This is a genomic window from Lysinibacillus sphaericus (genome assembly GCF_001629735.1).
In the GTDB taxonomy this organism is placed as follows: Bacteria; Bacillota; Bacilli; order Bacillales_A; family Planococcaceae; genus Lysinibacillus; species Lysinibacillus pinottii.
In genome coordinates, this window is the sequence record NZ_CP015224.1 from 3151727 (window position 1) to 3168731 (window position 17005).

General features: G+C 37.8%; 18 protein-coding genes. 8 read left to right on the forward strand and 10 right to left on the reverse strand.

Translation table 11 applies throughout. The annotated features are described in order from the left end of the window. Positions 1–157: 157 nt before the first annotated feature. Positions 158–1144 (forward strand): metal-dependent hydrolase, encoded by a 987-nt coding sequence (locus A2J09_RS15525; protein ID WP_036160453.1) that lies wholly within the window; start codon positions 158–160, stop codon positions 1142–1144. Between the two features lie 35 nt (positions 1145–1179). On the opposite strand, the gene A2J09_RS15530 is transcribed toward A2J09_RS15525, so the two are convergent. The 3 genes from A2J09_RS15530 to recX are packed head-to-tail and all read right to left on the reverse strand — an operon-like array spanning position 1180 to position 2579. Continuing rightward, entirely contained in the window at positions 1180–1449 is a 270-nt protein-coding gene (locus A2J09_RS15530) for a YfhJ family protein (protein WP_012292102.1), read from the reverse strand. Continuing rightward, positions 1450–1779, reverse strand: coding sequence for a YfhH family protein (locus A2J09_RS15535; protein ID WP_012292101.1), 330 nt, complete (start codon positions 1777–1779; stop codon positions 1450–1452). Then, positions 1776–2579 carry a recombination regulator RecX gene (gene recX, locus A2J09_RS15540; protein ID WP_080695156.1) on the reverse strand — a complete coding sequence of 268 codons (804 nt, stop codon included), beginning with the start codon at positions 2577–2579 and terminating at the stop codon, positions 1776–1778. The genes A2J09_RS15535 and recX overlap by 4 nt, the downstream gene beginning before the upstream one ends. Before the next feature lie 156 nt (positions 2580–2735). Between recX and A2J09_RS15545 the strand changes: the two genes are divergently transcribed. The 3 genes from A2J09_RS15545 to rlmD are packed head-to-tail and all read left to right on the forward strand — an operon-like array spanning position 2736 to position 5942. Further along, on the forward strand, positions 2736–3644 hold the full coding sequence (locus A2J09_RS15545) for a TIGR01777 family oxidoreductase (protein ID WP_036160449.1): 909 nt from the start codon (positions 2736–2738) through the stop codon (positions 3642–3644). A 56-nt stretch (positions 3645–3700) separates the two neighbouring features. Further along, on the forward strand, positions 3701–4525 hold the full coding sequence (locus tag A2J09_RS15550) for a polysaccharide deacetylase family protein (protein ID WP_012292098.1): 825 nt from the start codon (positions 3701–3703) through the stop codon (positions 4523–4525). 37 nt (positions 4526–4562) lie between these two features. Further along, entirely contained in the window at positions 4563–5942 is a 1380-nt protein-coding gene (gene rlmD / locus A2J09_RS15555) for a 23S rRNA (uracil(1939)-C(5))-methyltransferase RlmD (RefSeq protein WP_036162515.1), read from the forward strand. Between the two features lie 330 nt (positions 5943–6272). On the opposite strand, the gene A2J09_RS15560 is transcribed toward rlmD, so the two are convergent. Further along, on the reverse strand, positions 6273–6908 hold the full coding sequence (locus A2J09_RS15560) for a hypothetical protein (protein ID WP_012292096.1): 636 nt from the start codon (positions 6906–6908) through the stop codon (positions 6273–6275). Between the two features lie 236 nt (positions 6909–7144). After that, entirely contained in the window at positions 7145–8329 is a 1185-nt protein-coding gene (locus tag A2J09_RS15565; protein WP_036160447.1) for an MFS transporter, read from the reverse strand. A 362-nt stretch (positions 8330–8691) separates the two neighbouring features. On the opposite strand from A2J09_RS15565, the gene A2J09_RS15570 reads away from it, so the two are divergent. After that, positions 8692–8877 carry an SE1561 family protein gene (locus A2J09_RS15570; RefSeq protein WP_008173529.1) on the forward strand — a complete coding sequence of 62 codons (186 nt, stop codon included), beginning with the start codon at positions 8692–8694 and terminating at the stop codon, positions 8875–8877. A gap of 42 nt (positions 8878–8919) precedes the next feature. On the opposite strand, the gene A2J09_RS15575 is transcribed toward A2J09_RS15570, so the two are convergent. Next, entirely contained in the window at positions 8920–9720 is an 801-nt protein-coding gene (locus A2J09_RS15575) for a YwqG family protein (RefSeq protein ID WP_036160445.1), read from the reverse strand. 190 nt (positions 9721–9910) lie between these two features. On the opposite strand from A2J09_RS15575, the gene A2J09_RS15580 reads away from it, so the two are divergent. Then, positions 9911–11449, forward strand: a complete 1539-nt coding sequence (locus A2J09_RS15580; RefSeq protein WP_031416868.1) for a fumarate hydratase — start codon at positions 9911–9913, stop codon at positions 11447–11449. Between the two features lie 259 nt (positions 11450–11708). Then, the gene (locus A2J09_RS15585) at positions 11709–13613 is read left to right on the forward strand and encodes a heavy metal translocating P-type ATPase (RefSeq protein WP_012292092.1); all 1905 of its coding nucleotides are present in this window, start codon (positions 11709–11711) and stop codon (positions 13611–13613) included. 62 nt (positions 13614–13675) lie between these two features. On the opposite strand, the gene A2J09_RS15590 is transcribed toward A2J09_RS15585, so the two are convergent. Both A2J09_RS15590 and A2J09_RS15595 read right to left on the reverse strand, forming a co-directional pair. Next, a complete protein-coding gene (locus A2J09_RS15590) occupies positions 13676–14593 on the reverse strand; it encodes a YihY/virulence factor BrkB family protein (protein WP_012292091.1) in 918 nt (305 codons plus the stop codon). 22 nt (positions 14594–14615) lie between these two features. After that, entirely contained in the window at positions 14616–14942 is a 327-nt protein-coding gene (locus A2J09_RS15595; protein WP_012292090.1) for a hypothetical protein, read from the reverse strand. Between the two features lie 178 nt (positions 14943–15120). Here A2J09_RS15595 and A2J09_RS15600 point away from each other — a divergent pair, with 178 nt between their 5' ends. Further along, positions 15121–15342 carry a DUF1128 domain-containing protein gene (locus tag A2J09_RS15600; RefSeq protein WP_031416866.1) on the forward strand — a complete coding sequence of 74 codons (222 nt, stop codon included), beginning with the start codon at positions 15121–15123 and terminating at the stop codon, positions 15340–15342. Between the two features lie 55 nt (positions 15343–15397). Here the strand turns inward: A2J09_RS15600 and motB are convergent, their stop codons facing one another. Next, positions 15398–16162 (reverse strand): flagellar motor protein MotB, encoded by a 765-nt coding sequence (motB, locus tag A2J09_RS15605; RefSeq protein WP_025115820.1) that lies wholly within the window; start codon positions 16160–16162, stop codon positions 15398–15400. Then, positions 16146–16949 (reverse strand): flagellar motor stator protein MotA, encoded by an 804-nt coding sequence (gene motA / locus A2J09_RS15610; RefSeq protein WP_031416865.1) that lies wholly within the window; start codon positions 16947–16949, stop codon positions 16146–16148. The genes motB and motA overlap by 17 nt, the downstream gene beginning before the upstream one ends. Positions 16950–17005 lie beyond the last annotated feature (56 nt).

Sequence of the window (17005 nt, forward strand, 5' to 3'; positions counted from 1 at the left end):
GTATACAATTAATAAAGAATGAACATTCGTCCATAACTGACAAAATTCGTCATTATCGAATGTCACCATACAAAAATTGAATACAGTTAATTTATAATTGAAATAAAGATGTATGCAAATTGTACTCGATTTTACTGCATACTAGGAGTGGATATTTTTGGATTCAGGTACACATTTCGTTATGGGTATTGCCATTGGCGGTCTCGCATTAGCCGACCCTATAGTAGCAAATCACTCAATGACCTTTACTGCTGTCATGGCAGGTACGATAATTGGCTCACAAGCTCCAGATGTTGATACTGTGTTAAAACTACGCAATAATGCCATTTATATTAGACATCATCGCGGAATTACACATTCTCTACCGGCAGTAGCTATATGGCCAATCTTAATAACAGCAGTTATATCCCTTATTTTGCAAGACGTAAATGTGTTTCATTTATGGCTTTGGACATTTTTAGCTGTTGCTCTTCACGTCTTTGTAGATATTTTTAATGCATACGGTACCCAAGCAATACGGCCATTTTCCAGAAAATGGGTTGCATTAGGTGTCATCAATACATTTGATCCGATTATTTTTTCCTTACACTGTTTAGGTATTGTATTATGGGCTTTCGGAGCCAACCCTGTTTGGACATTTAGCATCATGTATATCATCATCGTGATTTATTATCTGTTACGATTTGCTGTTCAAAAAGCAGTAAAAAATGCTGTCCACAGTACGATACAAGATGAAGAATATGTTATCGTAGCACCCACTATGCGCTTCTTCCATTGGCGTATTGCTGCCAAGTCTAAAACACATTATTATGTTGGCCGTGCTTATGGAAGGACTGTTAATATTTATGATAAATTTGAGATTAAGCCTTTACCTAATACTGCCCTCATTCATGCAGCAATGAAAGACCCCAACTTAGCTGCCTTCGTGTCATTCTCCCCGATGTACCGATGGGAGATTTCTGAGCTTGAAAATGGCTTATTAGAGGTACGTTTAATCGACTTGCGTTATCGTAGTGACAATCGCTATCCCTTTGTGGCAGTAGCACATTTAAATGACGATAATGAAATCGTCACATCCTACACGGGTTGGATTTTTACAGAAGATAAGCTTCAGAAAAAACTACAAATTGGCGCAAGTAATTAAGCAGTAAACCCTGACCAATAATGGTCAGGGTTTTATTATTGTATCATATCATCACTAGCATCTAGGAGATGGGCATATTTGGGATTGCGCCCTGCAAAGGCATGAAGTTTATCACCATAGCTTGTAATTAATTGGCGAACAAGATTTTCTGTATAATCTGGCCCACGATAATCATGCCCTGCTTTAGCTGAAGTTGATTCAAAATCACTCCATAATAATTCAACCCAGACACGGGCACGTCCAACTGACATTTGTGGATTTTTCGCAAGCAATTCTGCTGTCAATTTTTCAATTTTTTCCTCCATTTATTTACCCACCTTTACAGGAGACAGCATGGATACAGGTAGTGCCTCTTGGTATTTGTCACCACCTAAACGATGTCCCCATGCAAATCGTCCCTTCAAATAATCAACTTGGAAAAATTCATTATCTGAACGATCAATACGATACATTTCACCCGGAACAATTGTATTCAAATCTACTAAATAAGCTGCTGCCATTAATGCTTTACGTTCATAAACAGCAAATTCATTAATGATGCCAAGCTGTTCTGCCTTTCTTGCCTTCTCTTTTAAAAATGCAATTTCCTCACGCAGTTCATGCTCAGACATAGCAGCATAATTCTTTTCGTTCATTCCTCATTCTCCTTCTCTTCTATAAAACGATCTATTACTTCTATAGGAAAACCCTTTTGGTAAAGCGTCTGCTTCACCTTCATTTTTAGCTCATAACCAGTATACTTCGATACGTACTTTTTCCAAACTTTTTCGCCCTGTGCATCGAGTAATGGCTGCCAGTTGTCTTCATCTTGCTCAAGTTCTATTTGATTAAGCACCTCTTCCACAATAGGAAATGCATAGCCTTTTCTTAACAGATAATCTTGAATTTTAGCCTTTACTTGTGCTGGCGTCTTTCTTTTCTCTGAACGTATAATTTTTTCCGCCAACTGTAAGGCCAATTTTATTTGTTCTTCAAAACTATAAGTGGCAAGTACCTCATCTTGTAGGTTTTTATTAATTCCTTTTTTCATGAGATCTTGTCTAATAGCTCTCGGTCCCTTTTTCATTGTAGCCTTTTTTGTATCAAGTAAAGCTTTGGAATAATTTTCATCGTTTATAAAGCCATACGATTTTAATTTCTGGATTGCTTCTAAAACTACTGCTTCTCCAAATTCTAAGGTAAGAAGTTTTTTCTTAACCTCGTGCTCACTTCGCATTTGATAAGAAAGAAAGTTTAATCCTTTATTAAACGCCTTGCGTATCTCATCCTCATAGGCAATTTCCTGAATTTCAAATTCATCGAGAACTTTCCCCTTTGTTAAAGAAAATTGAAGAAGAATAGCCTCATCAACAGGAAATGCATATTCTTCATTTAAATAGATATTATAACGCTCAGGATTGTTTTTTTGACGTGCAATTTTCGTAATCATACGCATAGCCAACACCTCACCTGTCCATTATAACATTTCTTTTTACGGTATCCGTTATTCGATACTTATCACCTTCTTCTAGGGATTCACTTAAGGTGCTTGCATTCGTGTTAAATGATAAAATTACTAGTAAAGTATATTTTTGAAAAAGGGGTGCTTCTTATGAAAATCGTGATTGCGGGTGGAACTGGTTTTGTGGGAAAAGCTTTTATCAAGCTAGCTCAGGAAAATGGTCACAGTATATTTGTTTTAACTCGAAGTCCTTCCTCCGAAAAAAATGGTATTCAATATGTACAATGGTTGCAGGATGAGTCCCTACCAATAGAGGCATTAGAAGGAGCAGATGCCTTTGTGAATTTAGCAGGAGTTTCTTTAAATAATGGTCGATGGACGAAAAAACAAAAGAAGGATATTTATTGGAGTCGGATGCATGCAACACTTGAAATAGTGCGCATAATAGAAAAGCTCAGGAAAAAACCGAAAGTACTTGTTAATGCAAGTGCCGTGGGTTTTTACCCCCATTCTACAGAGGTTATTTATAATGAGAATTTTTCTGATGCAGCGACCAATTTTTTAGGCTCGACCGTTGATGATTGGGAACGACATGCAAAACGAGCAGAACATTTGGGAATCCGTGTGGCCCTTGCACGCTTTGGTGTCATTTTAGGTAGAAAGAGCGGTGCCTTACCACCCATGCTATTGCCATATCAAATGCATATTGGCGGAACAATCGGTTCTGGTAAGCAATGGCTTTCGTGGGTACATATTGAAGATGTAGCACGTGCTTTATATTTTGCAATCCTTCATGAAGAAATTCATGGTCCATTCAATGTAACTGCACCTCATGCCACACGCATGAAAGAATTTGGACAAACAATCGCTATGGTCATGAATCGACGACATTGGATGCCTGTCCCTAGCTTTGCCATCCGCTTTGCCCTTGGAGAACAGAGCACTCTTGTTTTAGAGGGTCAACATGTCCAACCAGCTTTGTTAGAAAAGCATCATTTTACATTTAAATTTCCCCATTTAACAGAAGCACTTGAAGACTTATTAATTGCTCAGAATTAGTGGATAATTTATAGCTATTTTACGCATCCTATTGAAAAAGAAAGGATGCGTTTTTTATGTGGAAACAGCATATTGTTGGTGCGGTAATCGCTACTTTTATTATTGCCGCAGGTATTAGCATTAATCCATATTTTGCTGCAGGTTCTGATGAACATCATTGGGGCTTTAAGCGTGCTAAAAATGGTGAACAGGCAGAGGCTGGTGCGCAGCTTGATCAACTACTTGATAAATATGGGGCTATTTATAAAGGGAAGGCAGATAAAAAAATTGCCTACCTAACATTTGATAATGGCTATGAGAACGGCTTTACCGAAAGTATTTTGGATACATTGAAAAAAGAAGATGTACCTGCAACTTTCTTTTTAACTGGCCATTATTTAGACAGCGCGAGCGACCTAGTAAAACGTATGGTGAAGGATGGTCATACTATTGGCAACCATTCATATGGGCACCCTAATATGGCTCGACTTACTCCAGAGGGCATGCGTGCAGAATGGCGAAAATTTGATGGGAAATTACGTGAAATGACTGGCATCGATCGTACAACCTATGCACGTCCGCCAGAAGGAACCTTTAATGCAAAACTGCTAGAAGTAGGTAATGCGGAAGGGTATCGACATATATTTTGGTCTGTTGCCTTTAAGGATTGGATGAAAGATGAGCGACGTGGTGCTGATTATGCCTATAATGCGCTCATGGAGCAATTGCATCCAGGCGCCGTTATTTTAATGCATACGGTTGCACAAGACAATGCCGAAGCTTTGCCAATGTTTATTGCAGAGGCCAAAAAGCAAGGCTATACCTTCTTATCACTTGACGATTTAGTATTAGAATATGAAGATTTTCCTGTTGCTTTGCAATCGTCTGCTCCTTCGTTATAATGGGGAGATGACATTATAAAGCAGGGACGTGGAACGTTTGACGCAGCAAACAACAATGACCGTGGGGCAAAAATTCCCACTCATAATAAGAAGACTTGGCATTAATGGAGAAGGTGTGGGTTTTTATAAAAGAAATGTAATATTTGTAAAAGGAGCTATTCCTGGTGAAGAAATTACCGCTCAGGTTACGAAAACTCAACGTAATTTTGCTGAAGCTGAGATTTTATCCATTCATAAAGCCTCTAAGCACCGCCAGGAAGCACCTTGTCCAGTCTACAATGAATGTGGTGGCTGTCAACTTCAACATATGACATATGAAAAACAGCTATTGGAAAAACGTGATATTGTCATCCAAGCTTTAGAGCGTTATGCGAAACCTCTAGCTGAAACAGTGGAAGTACGAAAAACACTTGGAATGGATAATCCTTGGCATTATCGTAATAAAAGTCAATTCCAAGTACGTAAAGAGGGCAAGCGAGTATATGCAGGCTTATTTGCTGAAGGCAGCAATAAGCTACTAAATATTAACGACTGCCTTGTACAACACCCTGTTACATCTAAAATTACTGTCGCAACACGTAAGATTTTACAAAAATTAAATATCACGATTTATGATGGACGTACACTAGATGGCTTAGTGCGTACGATTGTAGTACGTACAGGGATACGTACAGGTGAAACACAAGTTGTACTTGTAACTACCCGTAAAGAAATTCCCCATCTTGCTGAATTGATTACACGTATAAAAAAAATTGATCCTAGCATTGTTTCCATTGCACAAAATATTAATCGTGAGAAAACCTCTTTAATTTTTGGTGATGAAACAATAGTTCTTGATGGTAAAGAAACAATACATGAAGAGCTTGGCGAATTGGCCTTTGACTTATCGGCTCGTGCTTTCTTCCAGCTTAATCCAACTCAAACAGTTCATCTCTATGATGAAATAAAAAAGGCAGCTGCTTTAACAGGAAAAGAATCAGTAGTTGATGCATATTGTGGAGTTGGTACCGTGGGTCTTTGGCTAGCAGATCAAGCAGCAGAAGTTCGCGGGATGGATGTCATTCCTGAAAGCATTCAAGATGCTCGCAAAAATGCGCGCAACCATGGCTTCAAGCATACTAAATATGCTGTAGGTACGGCCGAAAGTGTCCTATCAAAATGGCGCAAAGAAGGCTTTACACCAGATGTTATAACAGTAGACCCACCGCGTACAGGTCTTGCATCAGAGTTTATTCAAACCGTGCTTAAGCTTAGACCTAAGCGTTTTGTTTATACATCATGTAATCCATCTACATTAGCGAAGGATTTACAGCAATTATCGAAGCATTATCATGTCGAGTATATTCAACCTGTCGATATGTTTTCACAGACGGCACAGGTAGAATGTGTAGCAAAGCTGGTATTGAAAAATAAATAAAAATAAAAGGCGTCTCAAAAAAATTTGAGACGTCCTTTTTTTGTTATGCACAGCACGAGCTGCCTGGTGGATGACGGACGGTCCAGAAAAGTCAATACCTCAACCATTACCCCAGGATTTAGAAGATTTTTAAATGCTAAGAGTTGAACTTTTATAGAAAGATATTTGACACGTAAACTTTGTACTTTTACCTTTAACCTTTAAGCCTTTAGGTTATTTTCGTTGTAAGTTTCATTTGAGTAAGGCATGTTTTATGTTTAAACTCGCACACATGCCTTAAAGCGCGAGCGACTCTTCGTTTTCCGTTTTCGCAAGGCCATGCATATCCTTTTATGCTTGCACTTCAATAAATGTTGTGGCATTCGATTCAGATAAGACTGCATCGACCTCTGATTCGAACTCTTCAATCCGACTACTTAATGTCTCTATTCTCTGTCTAACATTTAGTGGATCAATGATTTCAAACTCATTCCTTTTCATAAATGTTTCCGTATGTAATTTCACTTCTTCCGGAGATTGTTTATCTTTATTGCCTAATATATTAATTAAATAGGTTTCCAGTTTGGCCGGTAATGCATCATTTTCTTTGGCAACTGTATGGATAGCAGAACGGTATTGATGTTGCATGACTTCTAGCAAGTTCTTTTCATATTGAATCGATTGTTTACGCTCAATGGCCTCCGCGACAGTCATTTCTTCCTTGCCAACGATTACCTTTGTGCTGGCATTCGATTGTACAACTAACGCTTTTATGTTATTTCTATAGCTAATTAAGCCCATTACTTTATCATAGGATGCTTGCATTTGTTTTTCGTATTCAACTATTTCTATTCCATTTATTTTCTGATTACTTTTACGATTGGCTACTACAGAGCTAACCTCATTGGTTGCCCCTTCTATACGTTGTTGTAGCATTTTCAATTCTGTTAAGGCGCGATGAATAGATAGTTTTTTCATTTCGGTCATGATAAAACCTCCTTCTTAAGCAAGTATTCTTTCATTATATTTAAAAATTTTAGCAATGTCCAAAATATACCTTTTTATTTTTATTGATTTCATAATAATTTGTCTGTATAATTCTTTTTTAGGTGCCAAACCTATGTAACTTGGACGGAACATCCTTGTTACGCAAAAAACGCCATAACAGCACGGATTTGCTGGGCGTTTTTTTGTTTTTGAGCGGGAGATGAGCCCCGCTCTTTTTATTTTGCCATCAATGTCTGTTTGTTCTTAAGACGTCCAAATATGAGTAATATGAAAGCCACAATTAGGAGCAGTATAGCTACAAGTAAAAGGAAGCTATAATTTTTAACATATTCTAAATAAACTCCACCTAAGAACGGTCCGGTTAAACTACCTATACTTAGGGCAATTCCGCAGAGTAAATTCCCAGTGGGCAGTAGCTCCTTTGGCGTTAAATCTGCCATAAAAGTAATCCCCAAAGAAAACATCGAGCCAACTAGCGTACCCGTTAAGAAAAATGCTATAGCGACAGCCATTTGTGATTGTTCTAAAAAGCTGGCAATTGCGAAAATAATAGCGCCACCAAATGACCCTACCATCAAAATATTCCTTCTCCCCACTTTATCTCCCAGTGCACCTAATGGGACTTGAGTTAAAATACCACCAAATGTAAAGACTGATAAAATAATTGGAATCATGCCAACCTCAAACCCTTTACGTAGTGCATATACGGGGAATAATGCATTCAATGAAGATTCAAGGAACCCGTATACAAAAGGTCCTAAAAAGGCAATCCACCCAAATAATATAGCCATTTTGTAACGCTTCCATCCTCTTGCATGTAAGTCACCTGTTAATCGCTCAGGTTTTTCATTTTGTAAGAAGAATACAAAAGACCATGCAATTAAACACATGATTGACGAAACAATAAACGGTAAAGCTTCAGCTATTTCAATCAACTTTACCATTAGTGGCCCAACGGCAAAGCCTATACTAAAGGACAAGCCATAGATAGCCATCCCTTTTCCCAAGCTTTTATGATCAGCGGTACTAGTAATCCATGTTTGTGTGGCATAATGCAGGGCATGATCCCCAACACCAATCAGTAAGCGAAGCACAAACCAAAATGTGACGCTTTTCCATAAAGGAAATGCCAATAAGGAGATAAAAACAAACGCGCCACCCATTAAAATAATCGGTTTATAGCCCCATTTTCGTAATGGTTGCTCAATGAATGGTGAAATTAATAATGTCCCTATGTATAAGCCCGTTGCATTCAAGCCATTTAATGCTGAGGAAACGCCATCACGTTCAAAAATTATAGAAATGAGCGGTAATAACATCCCTTGTGAAAAGCCCGATATGGATACAATTATTACTAATATGGTAAATCTTTTTTTGCTGTAATCTGAGAAATATGTCATCTTTTCCTCCAATCATTCTCCCAAAGAACAGCATACCAAAAAGCCTTAGCGCTCACCACATGTGATTTTACGCTAAGGCTTAACGAATACTTATAGTCATTTAATTGTATAAACACGAAATTCGGCTTTTGATTATTACCGAGTACTTGTTTAAACTCCCTCCTTTTCGAGTTAGAGTTTTAAAGATGTTTTCAATCAGCTCCTTTACTTTATCTTAAAACAACTTTAACATACATATTCAATATTGTAAATATTCCGTCTACTTATTTTTGAAATTAATCTCTTAGTCCTAGGCATCTACCTAAACATTGAAATTTCAGCTTAAATCAGCTACGATGAAAGGGATGAAATGAGGTGTACGAATGTCCAAGCCAATCACTGATAAAAAACAGCAAGTAACCTATTTAAGAGAGCGTCTTGAAATGTTTTTAGAAGTATTAGATGCCCTAGATCCAGAAACAGCTGAATTAGATGATATTGATCGTTTAATTCAAATGATGGATGACCTAGAAGACAAAATGGAGCAATTTAATGCTCGTGAACAATAAAGATGAAAAAACAAGCGAGCACAAAGTATGCTCGCTTGTTTTTTAATGACAGTCCCAATTATAAAGAACATTGCTAAAGTCTTTATTTTTTAACTCTTCCTCAGTAATAAAGAAATTTCCAACTCCACAATCGCCCCATAATATATCATCCCCCACACTATCTATTTGCAAGAGCAAAATGCTAGAGTCTGTATAATTACCGTATGCTCGTGGATCTTCTTGTGTAAAGAATGGATACCCCCCTATTTTAAGTCCATCCCCAGTTAAAGCATCATAAAAGGCATCTTCTACTGTTTCGTTATCTTCAATAGCCTTCAAGATGCTACTGTAGATTTCATTGGCTCTGTAATCATCAATCGTTAAGGGTTCAAAACCTGTTTTAAAGGATAAGGTCATTTCACGCTCTACCGGAAAATACATTTCCTCATCTTCTTTTTCTACAAATGAAAAATCTTGAATAAGCTGTGCTTCATCATGTATAACGGTATCATGAAAAATGACACGAAAGCCTTCTTGATTTTTTCCATTATCAAAGTCCATTCCTAATACATCGTCATAGCCATCAATATAAAACTGCACTATCCCTTCTTCTGGGAAATGAGGCAAATGCTTAGGCAATTCTGCAAAATTAACTTGGGCTAAAAGCTTTAGTGGTTGTCCACTTGCATTTTTAGGATATTCCATCGCTAGTGGGAAATAAGGGTCCCCTGCAAACTTACTTTGAAACAAGGTTGTTTTCCCAGCATATGCATCAATCAGAACAACGGGCTTCATTGTTTCCTCTATTAGCGGTCTGTATTGATCAAATTCTTCAGGTAATTCAAGTAAAGTTTTAGCAGACATACAAATTCCTCCTAAATGTGGGTTACTATCATTATAGAACAAACGTTCTATAAAATCAACTCCCTCCCCAAATACTATTAAACTATGCGTAAATTTAGCCCTCATAGGTAAGGACTCTTTTTTTCATTAGTTGAAAAGAGTATAATGTTACGTGGAAATAATCAAATTTTCTATGGGGGGCAATACACGAATGAATCTACAAACTTTGGAGAAAAGTCTTTATGATTTAATTACTGAAACATCCACAAATTTACCTAAGGATGTACGTCGTGCGATTAAAAAAGCAAAAGAAGCGGAGAATGCTGGAACACGTGCGGCAATGAGCTTAGACACAATCTCAAATAATATTATTATGGCTGAAGATAATGTATCACCTATTTGTCAAGATACTGGTCTTCCAACTTTTAAAATTTATACACCTGTGGGCGTAAACCAATTAGAAATTAAAGCTGCGATTAAAAAGGCAATCAATGATACTACAGCTGATGCAAAACTACGTCCAAATGCAGTGGATTCATTAACTGGTGCCAATAGTGGTAATAACCTTGGCGATGGTTTACCAGTTATGAAGTTTGAACAATGGGAAAATGATTACATTACGATTAAATTAATTCTAAAAGGTGGCGGCTGTGAAAACAAAAACATTCAATACAGTCTTCCATGTGAAATAGATGGTCTAGGTCGTGCAGGTCGTGACTTAGATGGTATCCGTAAGTGTATTTTACACTCTGTATACCAAGCACAAGGCCAAGGCTGTTCAGCTGGTTTCATCGGCGTAGGTATTGGTGGAGATCGTTCTTCCGGCTACGATTTAGCAAAGGAACAATTATTCCGTCATGTTGAAGATACAAATCCAAATCCTGATCTTGCCAAATTAGAAGAGTATGTGGTGAAAACTTCTAATACATTTGGTATCGGTACAATGGGGTTCGGTGGTGAAGCAACATTACTAGGCTGCAAAATTGGGGTTATGCACCGTATCCCAGCTTCATTCTATGTGTCTGTAGCATATAACTGCTGGGCTTACCGTCGTATGGCTGTGGATATCGATCCTCAAACTGGTGAAATTATTAAATGGCACTACCAAGAAGGTGAAAAAATTACTTTCAAAGAGGATGAAGTGGCAGCTACAACAGAAGACAACACAACAAATGTAGTAGAGCTTACTGCACCAATTACAGAAGAACAAATTCGTTCACTAAAAGTTGGAGATGTAGTTTCTATTACAGGACGTATGTATACTGGTCGTGACGCTATCCACCATCATTTAATGAGCCATGATGCACCAGTGGATCTAAATGGACAAGTTATCTATCACTGTGGACCAGTTATGGCAAAAGATGAGGAAGGCAATTGGACAGTAAAAGCAGCTGGCCCAACTACTTCTATTCGTGAGGAGCCTTATCAAGGCGATATCATGAAAAAGTTCGGTATTCGTGCTGTCATCGGCAAAGGTGGTATGGGACCAAAAACATTAAAAGCTCTTAATGAACATGGTGGCGTTTACCTAAATGCTATCGGTGGAGCAGCACAATATTACGCAGACTGCATTAAAGGTGTAGATGGTGTTGATTTAATGGAATTTGGTATTCCAGAAGCGATGTGGCACTTAAATGTTGAAAAATTTACAGCAGTTGTAACAATGGATTCACACGGCAACTCATTACACGCAGATGTCGATAAATCATCTTTAGAAAAACTTGCACTGCACGCAGAAAGAGTTTTCTAATTAAATATAAGTAAGTAGTAGCCCTTTTTACTGCACACTATTGTAAGGCACAGAATATTCCTAGTGAATAGACTGTGCCTTTTTCTGTTAATAAAATTCCTCCTTTTTTTAACTCCCTCTTTATTTCTATAAATTACTTTGTTATAATTATTCTAAATAAAAGATGTGGTAATTGAAATCCATTTTCAATTACAGGCCATAAATAAATGCTTATATTTAAGGGTTTTGATATTGATTTTCATTATCAGGAGGGATAGGAATGGAACACTCTAATCGAGAAAATATAAATTTAATTGAGAAAATTAAAGAACATGCAGAATTAATCGCTGCGTTAATGGCTGGTGTATTCATCTTACTTGCATGGCGTTTAGATATAAGCGGACAAACAACCGCTTCTGTTCTTCTTTATGTCATTGCATTTTGTGTAGGTGGTTTTGCCAAAGCAAAGGAAGGTATAGAAGAAACCATAGAAGAAAGGAAATTGAATGTTGAACTCCTAATGGTATTAGCAGCTATTGGTTCTGCTGCTATTGGTTATTGGACAGAAGGTGCCATTCTTATTTTCATCTTTGCAGTAAGTGGTGCACTTGAAACATATGCTATGAATAAAAGTCATCGTGAAATATCTGCGTTAATGAATCTTCAGCCAGAAGAAGCCTGGTTAGTTCGAGGCAGCTTTGAGCCAATGAAGGTATCTGTTTCGACATTACAAATTGGTGATCATTTATTGATTAAACCCGGGGAGCGTATTCCAGCCGACGGCATTATTTTTAAAGGACAGTCTTCCATTGATGAGTCAGCTATAAGTGGTGAACCATTACCCGTTTTAAAACGTGAGGGTGATGAAATATTTGCAGGTACGGTAAACTTGAATGGCGCTATTACAATGGAAATGACGAAGGCCAATTCAGAAACACTCTTTCAAAAAATTATTCAGCTTGTCCAAAGTGCTCAAAGTGAAAAATCTCCGTCTCAACAATTTATCGAAAAATTCGAGGGAACTTATGTAAAATTTGTTTTACTTGGTGTAGCCATCATGATGTTCCTTCCCCATTTCGTACTTGGTTGGGATTGGACAACAACTTTTTATCGTGCCATGGTTTTATTAGTTGTTGCTTCTCCATGTGCCCTTGTCGCAGCCATCATGCCAGCGACACTTGCAGCTATTTCAAATGGTGCTAAAAATGGTGTGCTATTTAAGGGCGGCTTACATTTAGAGCATCTAAGTGTTTTAGGTGCATTAGCTGTTGATAAAACTGGAACATTAACACAAGGTAAACCAGTCGTAACAGATTTTATTGTCCGTGATGGATTCGATCGTAATATGGCTTTAGCTATTCTTGCGGGAATAGAAACACAATCCAACCATCCTCTTGCTCAAGCCATTACTTCCTATGCGAAAGCGGAAGGAATTACTGCCTTACCATCAGCAACAATTGAGGATATCCCAGGATGGGGTATTAAGGGGACCGTTCACAACAAGGAATATCAAGTTGGTAAACCTGATTTTGTGAATGCTCAACATGCCAATGATTTTGCAAATGGAGCTGCGGCAAAACTTGCTGCACAAGGTAAAACGGTTATTTTCATCCGTGACCAAAATGGAATTGTAGCGTTAACAGCTTTAAAGGATACTGTACGTAACGAAGCCAAAAAAGCTGTGTCATTATTAAAAGAGCTTGGTATTCAAGTCGTCATGCTTACTGGAGACAACGAAAAAACGGCAAAAGTAATTGCTAAAGAAGCTGGTGTCACTGAGTATGTAGCGGAGTGTCTACCTGAAACGAAGGTAACAGAAATGAAACGTTTGCTTTCCCAATATCAATTTGTAGGAATGGTGGGTGACGGCATCAATGACGCCCCCGCACTAGCTACAGCAACTACCGGCATTGCGATGGGTGAGGGTACAGACGTTGCATTAGAAACCGCTGATGTTGTATTAATGAAAAACGATCTATCTAAAATTGCTTATGCTGTTCGCCTCTCTCGTAAAATGCAACGAATTGTAAAGCAAAATATCATCTTCTCTATCGGGGTAATTATTTTGCTAATTGCCTCAAACTTTTTACAAGTAGTCGATTTACCTCTAGGTGTTATTGGACATGAGGGTAGTACCATCCTCGTTATTTTAAACGGCTTACGCATGCTGAATAAAAATGTTTAATCACAAAGATGCCTCGCTTCTTTCATAATAGAAGCGAGGCCTTTTTTAATTATGTCATTTTCTTATCTATTAATTTCCTTTTGTAATGCCCTTTTCTGCATTGTAGCATTTAATACTCCACCAAAGATTAAAATAATTCCTGTAAAATATAACCAGAGCATTAAAATAATAACGCCACCAATACTACCATATGTAGCAGAATAATTCGCAAAGTTATTAATATAGAAAGAGAAAGCATATGTGACCACTAACCAGGCAAGCGTAGCAAACATTGCCCCTGGCCAAACACCTAATATTTTCAACCGAGGGCTTGTATTAGGTACGAACCAGTAAATACCCATTAAAACAATAAAAATAAGTATTGGTGGTATCGACCATCTTAAATTATGCCAGACCGATTCAAATTGTTCCTCTATTCCGACGATTGAAAATAAGAAATGTCCTATTTGCTGGCCAAATACCGGCAATAGAAGAGCGACTGCCATGACAACTACAAGAGCCACTGTAAAAACAAGAGATAGCCCTCTATCTAATATACCTGCTCTTCCTTCTGTATCGTATGCTTTATTTAAAGCTCGAATCAGCGCATTAATACCTTTAGATGCCGACCATATCGTACCTAGTACACCGATGGACAATAAACTACTGTTGCGGTTTGTTAAAATTTCATTCAACGTATTTTCAATAAGCTTATACACTTCATCTGGCAATACATTTACTAAAAATGAATAAACCTGCGTTGTTTCTAAGTTAAGATATGGTAGCAATGTCACGAGGAAGATAAGTAATGGGAAGAATGATAGTAAAAAGAAATAAGCGAGCTGTGCGGAAAGCGCTGAAATTTCCACTCGCTTTACCCGACCTATCAAATCTTGGACAAAGCCCTTGGATGTCATGACATCAATCACTTCCCCTTCAGGAGACACAAATGATTTGACGAATCCAAAGGCATTTTGCATTGTTGCCTTTTTCTTTTCCATACAACTCCTCCTAAAACTACAATTATTCTTTATGAGGTAAAGTAAAAGCTGACTTTGTGTCATCAATCATACTTTGAATCGTAGTTGGCAATTCTTTAAACTCCTCCACCTTCTCTGCAATAGTGTTGACATTATCTGACACATTTTCACAAAGCACCTTCGCAGCCAGTACTTTTTCCTCCACGAGGACCTGTAATTCTTCACGATTTGTTGCATAATACGTGACAGCTTCTTTCATTTTTTTTGTAGTGTCAATTGTTTTCTCACGAGTAGTGCGATCGAGCATGCTTAACGCTGCTCCAATTGCTGCTCCTGCTACGATTGATACTAATAATTTACTTTGACCCATATTAAAACCCCCTGCTTGTGTAATTGCATATTCCCTAATATTTCATAAATAAACTAGTCTACTGCCCTTATTCTACCCAATAACAGTCTATTTTTAAAGCAATGCCCAAATACGGAGTTGACATTTTTTTTATTCAATGAAATGATATGTGCGAGGAGTACGAAAGGTAGGCTAAAAAATGGATTTGTCAGTCCCGTCAAAGGAAAACGTTATTTATATGATTGATCAAATGAAGGACAAGCTTCGCATGGTAAATGTCGATGCAATGAAATCGGAACACTTCGATGAAGCAAACTACGAAGACTTAACGTATTTATACGAAATGGTTATGAAAAGAGAATCATTTAGTCCAAGTGAAATGCAGGCAATTGTTGCAGAATTGGGCGCTTTACGTAAATAAGCAAATAAAAAAGCTATTAGCAGGAGACAAATAGTCCTTGCTAATAGCTTTTTATTTATTGTGTATTCTTCGCTTCCGAGCCGTCCTCAGTCACTAGTGGTTGAATAAGTACTTCAACACGTCGGTTCTTTGCACGACCTTCTGCTGTATCATTTGGTGCAATCGCACGGTTTTCGCCATAGCCTTTTGCACTAAAGTTCTCAGATTTCAATTGCGAATTACTGTCTAATAAAACCATATAGAAATTAGATGCACGCATTAATGATAGCTCTAAATTTGATGAAAAATTAGGACCAGCTGGAACGTTATCCGTATGACCAGTAATAACAATATTACGTGGTGGATTGGATACTAATACATCCGCAAGCTCCTTCGCAATAGGAATATACTCTGGTTTAATCGTTGCTTGCCCAGGATCAAATAAAATACTATCACGAATTGTCACAAGTAAACCTTCATCCGTCATTTCTGTAGCGAATTGACCTTCCATTTCATTGACAGCGATAAAATTATCGACACTATCTTTAATTTCAGCCAACTCCTGCTGATCCTTTAAGTAGGCTGAATTTTGCTGTGGTGTTTGGTCGCTATCCGCATTTGGACTAGGTACTGGTGCAGGCTGCTCTAAAAAGCTTGTTCCACCATCAAAAACCTGACTAAAAACGGCTGACATTCTCTCTAGCTTTTCTTGGTCTACTGAACTTGAAGCAAATAGTATAATAAACACAGCTAAGAGCAATGTTAAGATGTCGGCATATGGCACTAGCCAAGACTCATCTATATGCTCATCATGCTTTTTTTTCTTAGCTTTCTTTGCCAAGGCCACCCGCCCCGCTTTCACCAGAAATTTGACGACGTTCTTCCATCGTTAAGTATGATGATAGTTTTTGTTCAATAACACGTGGAGCCTCCCCTTCTAATACTGAAAGGATACCCTCAATCATCATTCTCTTTTGTTTCACTTCTAAAGCAGACTTACGTTTTAATTTGTTCGCAAATGGGTGCCATAAAACATAACCAGTAAAGATACCGAGTAATGTAGCCATGAAAGCTGCTGAAATAGCGTGTCCAAGCTTTTCAATATCATTCATATCAGCCAATGCGGCGATTAAACCTACTACTGCACCAAGAACCCCAAGAGTTGGTGCATATGTACCTGCTTGTGTAAAAATGGCAGAACCACTTGCATGACGTTCTTCCATAGCCTCTACTTCCTCTGTTAATACATCACGGATGTAGTCTGCATTTTGTCCATCAATTGCTAATGTAAGACCATTTTTCAAAAATGGATCTTCAATTTCTGATGCTTTACTTTCAAGTGCTAATAGCCCTTCACGACGAGCTAAGTCAGCCCATTGCGAAAACATCTTAATAATTTCAATATCATTTGCTAATTTAGTTTCTTTAAAAAGAATCTTAAATAGCTTTGGTACACGCTTTAACTCTTGCATTGGAAAGGCAATTGTTACTGCAGAAATAGTACCAAAGATGATAATTAGGATAGCTGCTGGGTTATAAAATGCTGTTAAACTTACACCCTTCATTACCATCCCTGTTAACAGCGCTATAAACGCAATTATTAACCCTATGATCGACGACTTATCCATTCTAGAACCTCCAAATCTACTATCTACTGTTAATTTCGTCTAATTTTCCATATTTT